Origin of the sequence: Mesorhizobium sp. M8A.F.Ca.ET.161.01.1.1, from assembly GCF_004792105.1 — a bacterium.
Classification (GTDB): domain Bacteria; phylum Pseudomonadota; class Alphaproteobacteria; order Rhizobiales; family Rhizobiaceae; genus Mesorhizobium.
In genome coordinates this window covers 416322-432382 of sequence record NZ_SRTD01000004.1, presented here as the reverse complement: position 1 = coordinate 432382, position 16061 = coordinate 416322, and the positions used below count along the sequence as shown (strand labels likewise).

General features: G+C 63.6%; 15 protein-coding genes and 1 riboswitch. Of the genes, 5 read left to right on the top strand and 10 right to left on the bottom strand.

What is annotated here, in order from left to right:
* Positions 1-23 precede the first annotated feature (23 nt).
* Both EN804_RS13680 and EN804_RS13675 read right to left on the bottom strand, forming a co-directional pair.
* Positions 24-1004, bottom strand: coding sequence for a bifunctional riboflavin kinase/FAD synthetase (locus EN804_RS13680; protein ID WP_135919877.1), 981 nt, complete (start codon positions 1002-1004; stop codon positions 24-26).
* A gap of 6 nt (positions 1005-1010) precedes the next feature.
* Complete coding sequence (locus tag EN804_RS13675; protein ID WP_135919775.1) at positions 1011-1871, bottom strand: TIGR01459 family HAD-type hydrolase; 861 nt, start codon at positions 1869-1871, stop codon at positions 1011-1013.
* A gap of 260 nt (positions 1872-2131) precedes the next feature.
* On the opposite strand from EN804_RS13675, the gene EN804_RS13670 reads away from it, so the two are divergent.
* Complete coding sequence (locus tag EN804_RS13670; protein ID WP_189524514.1) at positions 2132-4117, top strand: TadE/TadG family type IV pilus assembly protein; 1986 nt, start codon at positions 2132-2134, stop codon at positions 4115-4117.
* A 121-nt stretch (positions 4118-4238) separates the two neighbouring features.
* Positions 4239-4871: a LysE family translocator gene (locus tag EN804_RS13665; RefSeq protein WP_127278888.1), complete on the top strand. Its 633-nt coding sequence runs from the start codon at positions 4239-4241 to the stop codon at positions 4869-4871.
* Between the two features lie 4 nt (positions 4872-4875).
* Here the strand turns inward: EN804_RS13665 and EN804_RS13660 are convergent, their stop codons facing one another.
* The gene (locus EN804_RS13660; protein ID WP_127278889.1) at positions 4876-5700 is read right to left on the bottom strand and encodes a DUF2189 domain-containing protein; all 825 of its coding nucleotides are present in this window, start codon (positions 5698-5700) and stop codon (positions 4876-4878) included.
* Between the two features lie 253 nt (positions 5701-5953).
* Between EN804_RS13660 and EN804_RS13655 the strand changes: the two genes are divergently transcribed.
* The gene (locus tag EN804_RS13655; RefSeq protein ID WP_135919773.1) at positions 5954-7177 is read left to right on the top strand and encodes a TadE/TadG family type IV pilus assembly protein; all 1224 of its coding nucleotides are present in this window, start codon (positions 5954-5956) and stop codon (positions 7175-7177) included.
* Between the two features lie 78 nt (positions 7178-7255).
* Positions 7256-7771: a CAP domain-containing protein gene (locus EN804_RS13650; protein WP_127869699.1), complete on the top strand. Its 516-nt coding sequence runs from the start codon at positions 7256-7258 to the stop codon at positions 7769-7771.
* 44 nt (positions 7772-7815) lie between these two features.
* On the opposite strand, the gene EN804_RS13645 is transcribed toward EN804_RS13650, so the two are convergent.
* The 7 genes from EN804_RS13645 to EN804_RS13615 all read right to left on the bottom strand — a co-directional run bounded on the left by EN804_RS13645 (position 7816) and on the right by EN804_RS13615 (position 14680).
* Positions 7816-9351, bottom strand: a complete 1536-nt coding sequence (locus EN804_RS13645; protein ID WP_135919770.1) for a DHA2 family efflux MFS transporter permease subunit — start codon at positions 9349-9351, stop codon at positions 7816-7818.
* A 307-nt stretch (positions 9352-9658) separates the two neighbouring features.
* Positions 9659-10834: an HlyD family secretion protein gene (locus EN804_RS13640; protein WP_135919768.1), complete on the bottom strand. Its 1176-nt coding sequence runs from the start codon at positions 10832-10834 to the stop codon at positions 9659-9661.
* Complete coding sequence (locus EN804_RS13635; RefSeq protein WP_135919766.1) at positions 10831-11310, bottom strand: MarR family transcriptional regulator; 480 nt, start codon at positions 11308-11310, stop codon at positions 10831-10833. Before EN804_RS13635 ends, EN804_RS13640 begins: the two co-directional genes overlap by 4 nt.
* Positions 11311-11459: 149 nt before the next feature.
* Positions 11460-12446 carry an iron ABC transporter permease gene (locus tag EN804_RS13630; protein WP_135919872.1) on the bottom strand — a complete coding sequence of 329 codons (987 nt, stop codon included), beginning with the start codon at positions 12444-12446 and terminating at the stop codon, positions 11460-11462.
* A gap of 62 nt (positions 12447-12508) precedes the next feature.
* Positions 12509-13471: an ABC transporter substrate-binding protein gene (locus tag EN804_RS13625; RefSeq protein WP_135919764.1), complete on the bottom strand. Its 963-nt coding sequence runs from the start codon at positions 13469-13471 to the stop codon at positions 12509-12511.
* Between the two features lie 46 nt (positions 13472-13517).
* Complete coding sequence (locus EN804_RS13620; RefSeq protein ID WP_135919762.1) at positions 13518-14306, bottom strand: ABC transporter ATP-binding protein; 789 nt, start codon at positions 14304-14306, stop codon at positions 13518-13520.
* Positions 14303-14680, bottom strand: a complete 378-nt coding sequence (locus EN804_RS13615; RefSeq protein ID WP_135919760.1) for a DUF1636 family protein — start codon at positions 14678-14680, stop codon at positions 14303-14305. The genes EN804_RS13620 and EN804_RS13615 overlap by 4 nt, the downstream gene beginning before the upstream one ends.
* Before the next feature lie 125 nt (positions 14681-14805).
* Positions 14806-15015: riboswitch (cobalamin riboswitch) on the bottom strand.
* Positions 15016-15224: 209 nt separating this feature from the next.
* Here EN804_RS13615 and EN804_RS13610 point away from each other — a divergent pair.
* Positions 15225-16058: an AraC family transcriptional regulator gene (locus EN804_RS13610; RefSeq protein WP_135919758.1), complete on the top strand. Its 834-nt coding sequence runs from the start codon at positions 15225-15227 to the stop codon at positions 16056-16058.
* Positions 16059-16061: the final 3 nt, after the last annotated feature.

Below are 16061 nucleotides of genomic sequence, written 5' to 3'. Positions count from 1 at the left end.
CTCCCCCATTTCGGGGTCATGCTTCAGAACGCCACCGCGGCGTCCAGGCTGGACAGCGGCTTGACGCCGCCAAGCAGCGCGCGTGCCTCGACTTCATCGCGCTTCATCTGCGCCACCAGCGCATCGAGCCCGTCGAACTTGATCTCGCTGCGCAGGAAGCCGAAGAACGACACTTCGCAAGTCTCGCCATAGAGATCGCCGGAAAAATCGAAGACGAAGGTTTCCAGGAGCGGTGCGCCGTTGTCGTCGACGGTCGGGCGGCGGCCAAAGCTGGCGACGCCGTCGTGCAGCGTGCCGTCGGCGCGCCGGAAGCGGACGGCGTAAATACCTTCCTTCAGCGTGGCTGCCGCCGGAAGCCTCATGTTGGCGGTGGGAAAGCCGAGCGTTCGCCCGAGTTGTTGGCCGCCGACAACCTCGCTTTCCACCGTGAAGCGATAGCCGAGCAGACCGGCGGCCCCGGCCGCCTCGCCCTCGCAAAGCAAGGCACGGATGCGGCTCGACGAAACCACCTCGGCGCCTTCGTCGCGAAAGGCGTCGACGAGTGTGACCCCGAAGCCATGGCGCTCGCCGGCAGCCATCAGATAGGCCGGCCCGCCCTGGCGGTCCTTGCCGAAATGGAAATCGAAACCGGTCACGGCATGGGTGATGCCCAGCGTCCTCTCCAGCACATCGGTGACGAAGGCTTCCGCCGACAGCGAGGCGAAATCGCGCGTGAAAGGTTGCCCGACGAGCGCGGCAAAGCCCAGCAGCGACAAGAGCCGCGCCTTCATCGGTGGCGGCGTCAGCACGAAAAGCGGCAAATCAGGCTTGAAAACCGTTCGCGGGTGCGGTTCGAAGGTCAGCACCAGGGCCGGCACGCCACGCCGCTTGGCCTCCGCCAATGCCCGTTCGAGAACGGCCTGGTGGCCACGGTGGACGCCATCGAAATTGCCTATCGCAACGACGCCGCCTCGCAGATCGGCGGGCAGCGGCGCGGTTGTCGCAAGATGCTGGAACGCGACCATTGCCACCTACTGCAGCCTTGCGATGACGGCCACCGGACGATAGCCGTGCCGCTTCAGGAAGAGCCCAAGCCTTGCCGGATCCGGCCGGGATGGATCGCCGTAGTCGCGGGCGTGAATGCCGCCGGAGACATAGAGGACGTCGAAACCATTGTCGGCCGCGCCCTTGACGTCGGTCATCATGCCATCGCCGATCGCCAGTATTTGCGAACGCTCAACCGGCTGGCCGAGGATCTCGGCCACCTCCTTCATCGCGACCTCGTAGATCGGCGCATAGGGTTTTCCGGCGATCAGCGTGCGGCCGCCGAGCTGCGCGTAGTCGCGTGCGAGTGCACCGGCGCACCAGATGATCCGTTCGCCGCGTTCAACCATGATATCGGGATTGGCGCAGATGAATGGCAAGTTCCTGGCGCGCAACCGGCGCAGCAGGTCGGTATAATCCTCGGGTTTTTCAACCTCGTCGTCGAACAGCCCGGTGCACACGACGCCGGCGGCCTCGAATTCCTCGACGAGTTCGACATCGAGGCCATCGTAAAGGGTCAAATCGCGGTCGGCGCCGATGTGGAAGACTTTGCGTGGGCCCTCCGCGATCAGGTCGCGGGTCACGTCGCCCGAGGTCACCACACGGTCATAGGCTGACGGCGGAACGCCGATCACGCTCATCTGTGCCACGACATCGGCACTGCGGCGTGGCGAATTGGTGATCAGAACGACAGGAATGCCGGTCGCCCTTGCCGCCGCCAGCGCGGCCGCGGCCGCCGGAAAATGCCACTCGCCATTGTGCACCACGCCCCAGACGTCGCAGAGAATTGCCGAATAGGCTTTCGACACGTCTTCGAGCGAGCCGACGATTTCGGGCGAATCCGCCATGCCGTTTCCTTCAGTATGATCGTTGCGGGTGCGGCGGCCGACGGTTCGCCGCAGCCGGTTCGAATTATCCGAACCGGCCCATGCTGTCACCAGCTTTCACCCGCATCGGCACGAATTGCGGCGCAAGCCGCGGCCTTTGATTGGTTAGCGGTTGGTGAAGCGCCAACCAAGCAATAGAGCGGTTTCCCAAACCCGTCCTTCAGCGTTCTGTGGGAAGCTCGCGCCGACCGAGAATCCGTCGGCGGGGGCCGCTTCAAGACATGCATGAAATCTGGCGTCAGTTCCGCCGCGACAGGCGCGGCAACTATGCTCTTATGACGGTTGTGGCGATGGTGCCGCTGATGGGCGGTCTGGCGCTCGCTGTCGACTTCACGGAAATGAACCGCGAAAAGCAGATGTTGATGAACGCGCTCGACGCTGCCAACTTCGCTACGGCCCGCCGGCTGACGGAAGGTGCGACCGACGACCAGTTGAGAGCCTATGCGCTCGACTTCTTCAACGCCAATTTGAACGATATCGATCCCGCCAGCGCCACGCTCAACGTCATCTTGCCAAGCAACACCAGCGGCGGCGGCCTGCTCACCATGACCGCCCAGCTCAACTACAAACCCTATTTCTACCCCGCCTTCGCCCAATTCGTCGGCAAATCGGCGACCGATGCGAACCAGAGGCTCAGCTTCAACGTCAGCTCGCAGGTGCGGCTGAAGAACACGCTGGAAGTTGCCCTGGTGCTCGACAATTCCGGATCGATGACCACGCTCGGCACGGGCTCGGGGCAAAAGCGCATCGATCTTCTCAAGACTGCTTCCAAGCAGCTGGTCGACACGCTGGCCCAGCAGGCGATCATGATCAAGCAGGTCGACAAGCCGGTGCAATTCGGCCTCGTCCCTTTTGCCGCCTCGGTCAATGTCGGCCCCAGGAATGGCAACGCATCGTGGATGGACACCGAAGGGTTGTCGCCGGTGTCGAACGAGAATTTCGACTGGTCGACGCTGAACGCCGCCAACAAATACGCCCAGCAAACCAACGGCATCTGGTACAAGCGCGGGACCGGCTGGGGAACCGGGGCAGGCCAGATGCTGACCCGGTTCTCGCTCTACCGCGACATGCAGGTCGTCACCAACCACGAGCGGGTCGTCAACAGCAAACGGGTCGTGTGCGACCAATACAATTCGAACAACACCTGCAAAAGCAGCCACGACGAATATGACTATATCGATTCCTATGGTCCGTTCGCCAGTTGGCAAGGCTGCGTCGAGGCCAGGCCCTACCCCTACAACATCAACGACGCCACGCCGTCCGGTGGCTCGGCCAACACCGGCATCGGCGTCGGCGATCCGGCAACGATGTTCGTGCCCATGTTCGCACCCGACGAACCGGGCAATCACTGGAAGCTCAGCCAGGATCCCGACGAGGCCGCGCCGGCAACCTATGGCGCCGTCAACAGCTGGTGGAACGACGATCCATCGAGCAGCAGCGGCCAATCGCGGCTGCGCAACATGGCCAAGTATTTCCAGCCGCGGCCGATCGATGCGCCGGCGCTGCCCGCCGGGAACGGGCCGAATTACAGCTGCACCACCAACCCGATCACGCCGCTGACCGATGTCAGCGTCGCCGACGGGCTCACCTCGATCAAGGCGGCGATCGACCTGATGCAGCCGAATGGCGGCACCAACGTCCCCGAGGGCATGGCCTGGGGCTGGCGGGTGGTTTCGAGCGGAGAGCCGTTCACGCAAGGGCGCCCAGAAACCGAAAGAGGCAACGACAAGGTGGTGATCGTGCTGACCGACGGCGCCAACACCTATTATACACCTTCCTCGCTGGGCTACTCGGATCCCGCCAATTCGAAATCGACCTATGCGTCCTACGGCTATCTCAACCCCGGTTACAACGGCACTTCGGTCGGCCGCCTGTTCATGGGCACGTCGAGCGCCATCGGTCAGTTGGACTATTCGAACGGCAACTACACCAACGCGCTCAACGAGCAGATGGCCACGCTTTGCAACAACGCCAAGGCAGCCAACATCATGGTGATGACGGTGGCGCTCGACCTGTCGACGACGAAGGCCAGCGACAAGCTGGCGATCGATGCGCTGAAATCCTGCTCGTCGAATTCGCGCTTCCGCAAGGATGCGACGGATCCGAGCAAACCGGCGAAGCTGTTTTGGAATGCGACCGGCGCCAGCCTGGCAAACGATTTCAAGGAAATCGGCAGCGAACTGTCGAACCTGCGCGTGGTCGGCTAACCAGGATCGTTCCTGGCGCAACGCCTGGCGGCGTCAAGCCCTTGCAGACGCCCGCCGTGACGGGCACAGATTGACCGCCCGCGCGGTCCCTCATCCATCGCGGCACGCTGGGGAACGAACAATGCCCGACACCGCCAACCATCTCGCCTTCGCGCTGGTCTGCCTCGGCATGGTGCTGACGCCAGGCCCCAACATGATCTACCTGATCTCGCGCTCGCTGTCGCAAGGGCCGAAGGCCGGACTGATCTCGCTTGGCGGCGTTGCGGTCGGCTTCCTGTTCTACGTGCTGTCGGCCGCGTTCGGCATCACGGCGCTGCTGATCGCGGTGCCCTATGCCTATGACGTGTTGCGCTTTGCCGGCGTGCTCTATCTCCTGTGGCTGGCCTGGCAGGCGGTGAAACCCGGCGGACGCTCGCCGTTCCAGGTGCGCGACCTGCCGAAGGACCGGCCGCGCAAGCTGTTCGCCATGGGATTGATGACCAATCTGCTCAATCCCAAGGTGGCCGTTCTCTATCTTTCGCTGCTGCCGCAGTTCATCAGCCCCGGCAAGGGCCATGTCCTGTCGCAGCTTCTAGTGCTGGGCGCGACGCAGATATCGATCAGCCTCAGCGTCAATGCCATCATCGCGCTGACCGCCGGCTCGATCGCCACCTTCCTCGCCGGGCGGCCGCTATGGCTGGTGATCCAGCGCTGGATGATGGGAACCGTGCTGACGGCGCTGGCGCTGAAGATGGCGACTGACGCGCAGCGTTGAGGCATCACATCGGACGGCGCGGGGGCCGGATCTGCGCGGGCTCGACCACCTTGCGGTAGAGGTGCCAGGTCGCGTGGCCGAGGATCGGCATGACGACGGCGAGACCGGCAAACAGCGGGATAGAGCCGATCACCAGCAGCACCGCGACAATCAGACCCCAGAGCGCCATCTGCAGCGGATTTGCCATGACCGCCCGGGCCGAGGTCTCAATCGCCGAAACGGCGCCGACGTCACGATCAAGCAAAAGCGGGAAGGCAACGACCGTGGTCGCCAGCACGACCACCGCGAAGACCAGGCCGGCCGCGTTGCCGAGAAGGATCAGTGTCCAGCCCTTCTTGGTCGTCAGCACATCGCGCAGGAAGGCCCCGACCGAAGCCGGCGGCTCGCTGCCAAAAAGGCTGGTGTAGATCGACTGCGCCGTGAACAGCCACAGCAGGAACAGCGCGAACAGCATGATGCCGATGGCCGCTATCGAGGGCAGCGCCGGTGAGCGGCGCACGTCGAGGGCGTGCCGCCAGTTGGTATTCATGCCGAGCTCGCGCCGGCGGCTGATCTCGTAGAGCCCGATCGCGGCGAACGGGCCGACAAGGGCAAAGCCCGACATCAAGGGATAGACGAGTTGGATGGCGTTGGAGCCGGAGGTCCACCGCGTCAGGATCAGGCCGACAACCGGATAGATCAGGCACAGGAACACGTAATGCGAGGGCTTGGCCCAGAAGTCCTCGGCGCCAAGTCTCAATGCGTCCCAGAGGTCTGGCGTGGAAATGCGGCGGACCGCGGGTTGCACATGCATCCCGTGCGCGTCCGCCATGACATGAAAGCCGGCCATAACCTACCTCCGTTTTTCTCGGGGGGCGGTCACCGCCTAGGGTGGCCGCCCGTAGCTGCCACTTCAAGAACGCTGGCATCATATCCGATCTTCCCGGGATTGTCGCCGCGCGTCTCGTTATGCCTGCTGGGCGGCCTTGGTTTGGCGAACCACCGAGTTCATCTTAGAATCTATGCATTTTAGCTATTGCTTAAATTACTCGTAGAGACCCCAAGGTGTATCACCTGAGCTTTTCAAACCTTGGCGAGGGGCGATGTTCACGTTGAAGGGCTTCTGGTCTTCGGAGCACGGCAATTTTGCCATGGCGACCGCCATAGCGCTGCTGCCGATAATGGCCGTCGTCGCCGGCACCCTCGACCTGACAGGCACGAGCGATGACGCCGCGCAATTGCAGAACTCGCTGGACGCGGCTGGGCTTGCCGTCGGCACGAAGTACCTGCCCAGCATGAGCGCGAGTGATGTCCAAGGGCTTGGGCTGACATTCTTTGCGGCCAATATGAGCGTCGCCGATCAACAGGAATATTCAGACAGCATCTCCGCTTTTTCGGCCACAGCCAGCGGCGACCCGAGCGCCTATTACATCTCGCTTTCGTCAGGCATCAACCGTCCGAGCTTCATCAATGGCGCGGCCCCCTGGCCAGCTCACCGGTCGGCGACGGTCAAGATGCACCCGGGCGCACAGGCCTGCGTGCTGGCGCTCGATCCGCATGCGTCGGCCGCGGCAAGCCTGCAGGGCTCGACCAATGTCGCCATGAGCAATTGCGTGATCGCGGCAAACTCGGACGCGTCCGATGCCGTCAGCAGAGGCGGTTCCGCGCAGGTTTCGGCGGGTTGCGTCTCGACCGTCGGCGGCACTTCCGGGCTTTTACCGCCCAGTGCCAATCTCGCCTGCGGCGCGCCGCTCGAACATCAATATGCGTCCTTCGATCCCCTGGCCGACATCGTGCCTCCCCCCTACACATTCTGCCTGCCGGTCCCGAACGGCAAAACCTACACGCTGTCGCCCGGCACCTATTGCGACAAGACATTGTCGGGAAATATCACGCTCAACCCGGGCGTCTACATTTTGCGCGGCGTGACCCTGAAACCGGGCGGCAACGGCAGCCTGACCGGCCACGGCGTCACCATATTCCTGATGGAGGGCGCACAGATCTACATAAATGCCAATGAAAAGGTGGACCTTTCTCCGCCCACCAGTGGCCCCTACGCAGGCATCACCATTTTCGAGAACCATGGCAACACATCGGCCTTGACGCTGAATGGCGGCGCGAATTCCGTGATCAGCGGGTTCGTCTATGCGCCTGACGCGGCCATTTCCTTTGCCGGCAACTCGGATATGAGCGGTCAGGGCGACTGTCTGAGGCTTGTTGGCCTGACCGTGCAGATGACAGGCAACTCGTCCATCAAAACCGACTGCACGGCCGTGTTCGGAAATCGCGAGATGTATGCCGGCCGCCTCATCACGCTTGTGAAATAAGCGGCTGACCGCCATTCGATTTCAGATTTTCATCACCCTGCCCGGCAAAAGCCATGATCACGACTATCTCAGGCAGGCATGACCACTTCAAGACTCGAAAGCGACCGGATCGCGAACCTGAATAGGCGCACCTGGCTCAAGACGGCCGGCCTCGCGGCCTTGCTCGGGCTGGCCGCCTGCGGCACCGTTTCGCTGCCGACCGGGCAAGGCGCTGGGGTCTCCTCCTCGGCAACCGGCACGCTGGCCAGCCTGCGCGCGACCGCCGGGCTAGGGCCGCTTGTTTCCGACGCACAGCTTGAGCAAGCAGCACTCCAGCAGGCCGGCTACATGGCGCAGCGTGAAAACATGAGCCACACCACCGGCTGGGGCAAGGATTTCGCCTCGCGCATGAAGGACAACGGCGTACACGGCGCCGCGGCCGAGAACATCGCGGCCGGCCGCTTCGACCAACAGAAGCTGTTCGATATCTGGATGCATTCGCAGGGACACCGGCGCAACATACTCGATCCGGACTTCAGCCGCTTCGGGCTTGCCTATGTCCGTGACGGCCGCGACCCCAACCTGCGCTACTGGTCGCTGGTGCTCGGCAGGTAGCAAAGATATCGCCGGCGGACATCCCCTGGCGAGCGGCCGCTCCATCAGTCCATATGGGCGGCAGGCGCGCCGCCGCCGGCCGGTGCCGTTTTCGGCTTGCGCAACAGAAGCACGAACGGGATGGCGGCCAGCGTCATCATCATCAGTATTTTGAAGTCGTTGACGTAGGAGATCATCATCGCCTGGAGATTGACCATGCGATCGACCTGCGACAGCGCCGTCGGGGCGCCGCCGGCGGCCGCCGGCGAGACAGCCCAGAGATTGGGATTGAACGGGTTGATGAAGGCCGAAAGCTCGGCGTGGTTGATCTGCGTGTTGCGCACCAGCAGCACCGTCACGACCGAGACGCCGATCGACGAGCCAAGATTACGCACCAGGCTGAACAACGAGGTTGCATCGGTGCGGTAGCGGGCATCGAGCGTGGCGAAGGCAACCGTCGACAGCGGCACGAACACCATTCCCATGCCCAGGCCCTGGATCACGCCGGAGCTGAGAATCAGCCAGTTGTCCATTTGTGGGGTGAAGCTGGCCATGGTGTAGAGCGACTGCGCGGTCAGGAGGAAGCCGATGACGACCAGAATTCGGGCATCGATCTTGCCCATGATGCGCCCGACGACGAGCATGGAAATCATCGTGCCGACGCCACGCGGCCCGATGACGATGCCGATGGTGACGGTCGGATAACCGAAGATGGTCGACAGCATCGGCGGCAGCAGCGACATAGAAGCCAGGATCAGCACGCCCATGACGAAGATGAATGCCAGACCGGTGACGAAATTGCGGTCGAGGAAAATCTTCGGATCAATGAAGGGATGTTCCGATGTCACCGTGTGAATGACGAACACCCAGAAACCGGTGATCGAAAGACCAAGCTCGATCCAGATCTCGATCGAGGAAAACCAGTCGACCTCGCCACCGCGATCGAGCATCAGCTGCAGCGCGCCGACGCCGAGCGATATCATGGCGAAGCCGAAGAAATCGAAGCTGCGCACCCGCCGGGCAACAGCCGGCAGATAGGCGGCCATGCCAAGGAAGGCGAGGATGCCGACCGGCAGGTTGATGAAGAACACCCAGCGCCAGTTGAAATTCTCGGTCAGCCAGCCGCCAAGGGTGGGGCCGAGGATCGGTCCCAGCATGATGCCGGCGCCCCATATCGCCATCGCCTGGCCGTGGCGTTCCTTGGGGTTGATGTCGAGCAGGAAGGTCTGCGACAGCGGCACGATCGCGGCGCCGAACACACCTTGCATCAGCCGGAAAAGCACGATGGTTTCCAGGCTCCACGCCAGGCCGCACAACATCGAGAAGATGGTGAAGCCGACCACCGCCGCCAGGAACAGCTCCTTGCGCCCAAAGCGATCGGCGAGCCAGCCGGTGACCGGCGTCATGATGGCGGCGGCAACGATGTAGGAGGTAAGCACCCAGTTGATGTTGTCGGGCGAAGCGCCGAGATCGCCGGTCATGGTCGGGAGCGCGACGTTGGCGATCGTGGTGTCGAGCGCCTGCATGACCGTCGCCAGCATGAGCGCCACCGTGATCAGGCCACGATGTGGCACTTCTTTGAACGGTTCAGGCGTGCTCATGGCGAAGAACTTCCAGACAGTAACAGAAACGTGTACAACGGGTTTCCGGGCGGCGAAGCCTTCCGTCGAGAGACCTTCATCGCGGTGGGACGCGATTGTCGATGTGGGGGTTACATCGACCGAATGTCTCCAGCTGAGCGGACGCTGCCGCCCGGAAACTTGAGGACCGACGGGACCGTGTCGAAGATTTCAGGCCTTTGGACAGCTGCCATGCGGCTCGCCCAAACACTGATCCTTCCCACCCCTCCATCAGACCAATCCTGCAAACTCGCTTCGACCCGCCCGGTCCCTGCGGGCTTCCGCTGTCTTACCGCGCGGGCTCGCCGGCCGTGGCGTGGCCGAAGATCGACGGCCAGCCGCGCGCTATGCCGGTGTCGACGGTGACCGAAGCACTCATGCCGGTGCGCAGCGCCATCCTGGCGTCGGGATCGGTCAGTTCCAGGCGGACCGGAATGCGCTGGGTGACCTTGACCCAGTTGCCCGTGGCGTTCTGGGCCGGCAGCAGCGAGAAGTCGGCGCCGGTGCCGGCGCCGATAGCCTTGACGGTCGCCTCGAAGGTCCTACCCGGATAGGTATCGACCACGATCTCCGCCTTCTGACCCGGCTTCATGTTGGTGAGCTGGGTTTCCTTGAAATTGGCGTCGATCCAGGTGTCGCCGGTCTCGACCAGCGCAAACAACGGTGTGCCGGAGCCGACATACTGGCCAACCTTGAAGGATGCGGCTTGATAGACAAGACCATCGGCAGGTGCTCTCACCGTGGTCTGCGCCAGGTCATAGGCAGCCTTGTCGCGCGCGGCGAGTGCCGACATCACGGTCGGATGCTTGTCCGTCTCGATATCGGGATTGCCGCCAAGTGCCGCCTTGGCGCTGACGATGCCCTGATCGGCAACGGCAAGCTGCTGCTTGGCCTTGTCGAGATCATTCCTGGCCTCATCCAGCGAAGACTTGGCATTGATCCCTTTCTGGGCAAGATCGGCGGCACGGTCATATTGCGACTGCGCATAGGCAACTTCGCTGCTGGCGGATTTCTCCTGTGCCATCGCCTGGCTGTAGGCGGCGCGCAGCTGCTCGACATTGAGGCGCGCGGCGGCCACCGCTGCGTCGGCCTGGGCAAGCGCGATCCGGTAGGGCTCCGGGTCGATGGCGAACAGGAGATCGCCCTTCTTCACCGTCTGATTGTCCGATATGGCGACCTGGACGATACGACCGGCCGTGTCGGAGGCGATCGACACCTTGGCCTGCTGCAGATTGGCGTTTTCCGTTTCCTGGTAGCGCCCGCCCGTCACCCAGACATAGCCGCCGCCGATGACCAATGCCGCCGGCAAGGCGAACATCAGGAAGAAGCGGCCGATGCGGCGCTTCTTCGGCGCCGGGGCCGGCTGCACGGGAGGAGCGACCGCGACGGGAGCGGCGGCCGGCTGGGCAGGCGCTTCCATCTCCACCTTGGGAGCGTTTTCTTCGACCTTGGCTACCGCGTTCATGCTGCCGCACCTTCCGCACTCTTGATCTTTTCGAGCGACGAAGCTTCGCCGTCCGTCAGATTCTGTACGATCACATCCAGCGCCCGGATCAGGACGCGTCGATCTTCGGGCGAAACGCCGCTGAGCGATTCCTCATAGACCTCGCCAGCAAGGCTCTTGACGTCCGCATAGGCCGCGTTCGCCTTCTCGGTCGGGAAGATCATGCGCACGCGCCGGTCGGCCGCGTCGGAGCGGCGTTCGATCCAGCCGCCCTCCTCCATCCGGTCTACCAGGCGTGAGACGCTGATCGGCTCGATTTCGAGCAGTTCGGCGAGCCGCGCCTGTGCTACGCCCGCCTCCTTGGCAACGCGGACCAGAAGCCGCCATTGCGCCGAAGACAGGCCGAGCCCGCTGGCGCGCGCCTCAAAGCGCTTGCGCATCAGGCGCTGCACGTCGTGGATCAAAAATCCCAATCTGTCGATGCCATCTGCAACCATGAGCGATAGATATAATAAGCGTGCTTACTATTCAAGATGCCACAGCGCGATGAAAGCCGGCAAAATGCGCATGGCAGGCCTGCAATCCGATCCTGGTTAGCGGCAGATGAACGTGTACCCGTGCGCAACAACGCTCGGAGGGCACGTCTTCACAGGCGGTTTCGGACAACCATGGTGACGACGAAGAACGCGCCGAGCGAGCTGGTGATGATGCCGATCGGCAGTTCCTGCGGCGGCAGCAAGGTTCGGGCCAGGAGATCGCTTGCCAGCAGCAGCACCGCCCCGAACAGCGCACAACTTGTGATCAGGCGCAGATGCAGTGGACCGGCCAGCGGCCGCGACAGATGCGGTATCATCAATCCGACAAAGCCGATCACGCCGGCGACCGAGACGAGGATTGCCGTCGAGAAAGCGGCCACGAGAAAAGTCGTCCTGCGCATGCGCGCCACCGGCACGCCTAGACTCTCGGCGGCGCTCTCACCGGCGAGGAAAGCGTCCAGGCTGCGATGGCTCCACAGCCCGTAGGCCGCGATCGTGCCGGCGCCCACCGCCCCCAGCCATACATTGTCCCAGCGCGCCAGCCCGAGCCCGCCCATGGTCCAGAACAGGACCGAATGAGCCGCGCGCTGGTCACCGGCAAAAACCAGATAATTGGTCAAGGCCGTGAACATGAAGGAAACGGCAAGACCGGCGAGGATCAGCCGCTCAGGACCTTGCCCCCTCACCCGCGCCACCAGCAAAAGCACGATGGAGGCGGCGAGGATGCCGCCAGAGAACGCAGCCACGGGCAAGGTCCAGATGCCGAAACTGTCGCCGAACACGGTAATGACGGAAACCGCGCCGGCGGCGGCCCCCGACGACAGGCCGAACAGGAAGGGGTCGGCAAGATCGTTACGGGTCACCGTCTGCAAAAGCGCGCCGACGATGCCCAGCCCGCCGCCGACACAGATCGCCAGGATCGTGCGCGGCAGCCGCAGGTCGACGACGATCTTGCCGACCGGGCCCGATATCTCAGGCTCGTCCAGTCCGACGGCACGGCCAAGGGCGGCGATGACATCGCTCAGAGGTATCAGCGTCGAGCCATAAGCGATCGACAGCAGCGCGAGAGCGACGAGCGCCCCCGCGCCCGCCGTCATGGCCAGCGTGAGGGCCCTGTGCCCTGAAAGCGCGCCGGATTTGCGCTCTCGGGCAAGATCCATCAGAACGCTTCCGGATGCATCGCCCTGGCGATCTTGCCGATGGCTTCGATGTTCGCCGGTCCTGGTGTCAGCTCGGCATAACGAAGCGCCACGAAGCGCTCGTTCCTGACCGCGTCCGTCTCCTTCATCGCCGGGTGCGCCTTCAGGAAATCGAGCAGTTTCCTGTAGCCGCCGCCGTCCTGATAATCGAGCAGGATGAGGAATTGCGGATTGCGCGCCGCCACCGTCTCCCAGTCCGTGTTGCCCCAGCTCGTTTCCAAGTCGGCCATGATATTGTCGCCGCCGGCCGCCGAGATCATGGCGCTGGGGATGGCGAATTTTCCCGCGGTAAACGGCTTGTCCTCGCCGGAATCGTAGAGGAACACGCGTGTTCCCTTCGCGCTGCCAACCTTGGCGCTGCCGACCTTGGCGCTGATCTCGGCGAGTTGCGCCTTCCAGCCGGCAACAAGCTGTTCCGCTTCTGCCTCCTTGCCGAAGATCTTGCCCAGCTTTTCGACGTCGCCATAGAGCAGGTCCATGGAGGCGGCCGGGCGGCTCTTGTCGAGGTGGACGCAGCTTTCGGTCAGTACCAGCGTCTTGATGCCGTGCGGAGCGAGCGTGTCGGGCGTCACGTCGCCGCCGGGCTTCATGCCGTAGTACCAGCCGGCGAAGAAGAAGTCGGGCTCGACGGCGACGAGGTTCTCCAGGGTCGGATATTTCGGCGCCAGTTCGGGAATGGCACCCTGTTCGGCCTTGAATTCGGGGCCGACCTTGTACCATCCACTGATGCCCGTCAGGCCGACGATCGAAGGCTGCAGCTTCAGCGCGAAGGCCATCTCGGCCATGTTGAGATCATGGATGACGGCGCGCTTCGGCGGAGCGTCGAAGGTCAGCGGCTTGCCGCAGCTGTCGACGGTGACGGGGAAGGCGAAGGCCGTCGAGGCCAGCAGCGAGAGGGCGAGCGAGAAGGCAAGGCGTTTCACGGATTTGCTCCTTGGTTGAACCGTGTCGGACGATGAGGGGCGTTGATCAGGATGGCGGCGAGGCGCGGTTCGGAAGGTCGAACACCGTCAGTTCGCGATCCTCGGTGGGATGGCGCAGGCGAAACACGTCGACGCCGAAAATCTCGCGGATCAGCTGTTGCGTCAACGCCTCGTGCGGCGGCGCCAGCGCCTGCAGCCGGGCTTCGTTCATCACCGCGACCCTGGTGGCGAAGGGTGCCACCAGGGTCAGATCGTGCAGCACCGCGATAACGGTCATGCCGAAGCCGGCCACCAGTTCGAGCAGCTGCGCGCGGGCGCGCGGGTCAAGGTGGTTGGTCGGTTCGTCGAGAAAAAGGATCTTGGGCTCCTGCGCGATGGCACGCGCAAGCTGGGCGCGCTGGCGTTCGCCACCAGACAGCGAGCCGATGCTCCGGCCGAGCAACGACAACAGGCCGGTCCGGCGCAGCGCGTCCACCACAATGTCGCGTTCCTCGCTCCGGCCCCTCAGGCCGGCATGCGGGACGCGGCCAAGCTCGACATAGTCGATCACCGCCAAACGCGGATCCGGTTGGTCGCTCTGGCCCACGACGGCGATATGCAGGGCCCGCTCGGCGGGCGAAATCCTGTCCAGGCGCCGCCCGCCAAGCTTCACCTCTCCGAAGCTCGGCCTGAGCATGCCGGACAACATGCGCAGCAACGTGGTCTTGCCGGCGCCGTTGGGGCCAATGATGGCAAGGCGGTCGCCTGATGTCACCGACAGGCTGACCGCATGGACCAGATGCCGGCCATTCGCTATCGCGCCCAGGTCGCACGCATCGAGAAGCGGCGTTGTCATCGACTGCCTTCCGCCAGCTTGCCCGCCCCCGGAATGCGGGCAAGCGTCTTGCCGGCCAGGCGCGGCGGACGTTGTCCGGAATTGCACCAGCCGTCGGCAAGCGAAGCGTAGAGCCGGGCAAATCGCACGAGGTCGGCGGCGTCGGCCTGCGCGTCGATCGACCCGAAGAGATAGGCGGCCTTGCCTGGTGCCTGGAAAGCCACCGTCAGGGGACGCGCGCAACCCGCCATGCAAGCCACGCCCTCGACCGTGAAACCATGCGCCACGTCAGGCTGGGCCGAGAGGCGGGAGCGCAACTCGGCGCACAAACCTTCGCCCGACCTGACGCCGGTCGGCACGTCGCGGCAAAGGGTGCACACGATGATCTGGTGCATGGGGCTGGGCTGAATACGATCGATTGCGCCGTCCAACTTCACGTCACTTTCAAAACTGGCGACGGAAGAATGTTGGTCGACCGGCCGACAAGACCGATGTCCACGTCTCCTCCCGGCACACCCCGTCCGGTCAACTCAGTGATGGCAGGTCTCCTGGCTCACGGGTCTCTGCGCAATCCTGCCTTCCCAGCCTTGCCGGCCAGTGGCGTTCCGGATCTTGCTCGCCGCTTACAGTTGCGGGGGCAGCCGCGGCCTCGACCCAAAAACCGGGTCTCACCGCGTTCCCTTTTCACCCCTCGCCTTTCGGCTCGGGGACCATCACGAGTCGCAGCCTATGCCGCGAGCGATTTCGAGGCAAGGCGATTGCCTCGTTTTGTTATAACAGAACTCATACGAGAGCAAGCCTGCCGTCGGCATGGGCGCGGACGGACTTTGCGTCCACGCCTGTCAGCGTTGCCGTTTTCGATTTTGCGCCATGCGCAATTTCGATCAAACTGGCCGGGCAACGAGGCGCCAGAGTGAAGACGCCACATGCGAGGAGCACATGAACCCGACCGAGAAAGCGCTATGGTTTGTCGAGAGCCACCTGCCGGAGGCTGTTACGCTCGACGACGTCGCCCACAGCAGCGGCGTGTCGCGCTTTCATGTGACGCGCGCCTTCGGCGCCGCCACCGGCCGTTCCGTCATGGGTTACATGCGCTCGCGCCGGCTGACCGAGGCGGCGCGCAGGCTCGCCGGCGGCGCGCCCGACATACTGTGCGTCGCGCTCGACGCCGGCTACAACTCGCATGAGGCTTTCACCCGTGCCTTCCGCGACCAGTTCGGCACCACGCCGGAACTGGTGCGCGCGCAAGGTTCGACCAAGACACTCGATCTCGTGGAGCCTATCTTGATGGACCATACCCTGCTCACCAGCCTTGAACCACCGCGCTTCGAGACCAGCCGACCCTTCCTCATCGCCGGCTTCGGCGAGCGCTACAGCTGCGAATCGAGCGCCGGCATTCCGATGCAGTGGCAGCGTTTCAGCCCTTATATCGGCAACATCCCCGGCGAAGTCCCAGGCGTTTTCTACGGTGTCTGCCTCAATGGCGACGATGCCGGCAATTTCGACTATGTCGTCGGCGTCGAGGTGTCGGACTTCTCCGACCTGCCGAAGGAATTCTACCGGGTGCATGTGCCGGCGCGGAAATACGCCGTTTTCACGCATCGCGAGCACATCTCGACCATCCGGCGCACGATCAACACGATCTGGAACAGCTGGCTCCCGGCCTCCGGCCATGAAATCGCCGACGTGCCGGAATTCGAGCGCTATGGGCCCGAATTCGATGCCCGCACCGGTAATGGCGGGCTGGAGATCTGGGTGCCGGTCAAGGCATAGAGG

Excerpts from the sequence above, each read along its gene's own strand:
- EN804_RS13680 (WP_135919877.1), bottom strand. The coding sequence starts at position 1,004 with ATGGTCGCGTTCCAGCATCTTGCGACAACCGCGCCGCTGCCCGCCGAT.
- EN804_RS13675 (WP_135919775.1), bottom strand. The coding sequence starts at position 1,871 with ATGGCGGATTCGCCCGAAATCGTCGGCTCGCTCGAAGACGTGTCGAAA.
- EN804_RS13670 (WP_189524514.1), top strand. The coding sequence starts at position 2,132 with ATGCATGAAATCTGGCGTCAGTTCCGCCGCGACAGGCGCGGCAACTAT.
- EN804_RS13665 (WP_127278888.1), top strand. The coding sequence starts at position 4,239 with ATGCCCGACACCGCCAACCATCTCGCCTTCGCGCTGGTCTGCCTCGGC.
- EN804_RS13660 (WP_127278889.1), bottom strand. The coding sequence starts at position 5,700 with ATGGCCGGCTTTCATGTCATGGCGGACGCGCACGGGATGCATGTGCAA.
- EN804_RS13655 (WP_135919773.1), top strand. The coding sequence starts at position 5,954 with ATGTTCACGTTGAAGGGCTTCTGGTCTTCGGAGCACGGCAATTTTGCC.
- EN804_RS13650 (WP_127869699.1), top strand. The coding sequence starts at position 7,256 with ATGACCACTTCAAGACTCGAAAGCGACCGGATCGCGAACCTGAATAGG.
- EN804_RS13645 (WP_135919770.1), bottom strand. The coding sequence starts at position 9,351 with ATGAGCACGCCTGAACCGTTCAAAGAAGTGCCACATCGTGGCCTGATC.
- EN804_RS13640 (WP_135919768.1), bottom strand. The coding sequence starts at position 10,834 with ATGAACGCGGTAGCCAAGGTCGAAGAAAACGCTCCCAAGGTGGAGATG.
- EN804_RS13635 (WP_135919766.1), bottom strand. The coding sequence starts at position 11,310 with ATGGTTGCAGATGGCATCGACAGATTGGGATTTTTGATCCACGACGTG.
- EN804_RS13630 (WP_135919872.1), bottom strand. The coding sequence starts at position 12,446 with ATGACGGCGGGCGCGGGGGCGCTCGTCGCTCTCGCGCTGCTGTCGATC.
- EN804_RS13620 (WP_135919762.1), bottom strand. The coding sequence starts at position 14,306 with ATGACAACGCCGCTTCTCGATGCGTGCGACCTGGGCGCGATAGCGAAT.
- EN804_RS13615 (WP_135919760.1), bottom strand. The coding sequence starts at position 14,680 with ATGCACCAGATCATCGTGTGCACCCTTTGCCGCGACGTGCCGACCGGC.
- EN804_RS13610 (WP_135919758.1), top strand. The coding sequence starts at position 15,225 with ATGAACCCGACCGAGAAAGCGCTATGGTTTGTCGAGAGCCACCTGCCG.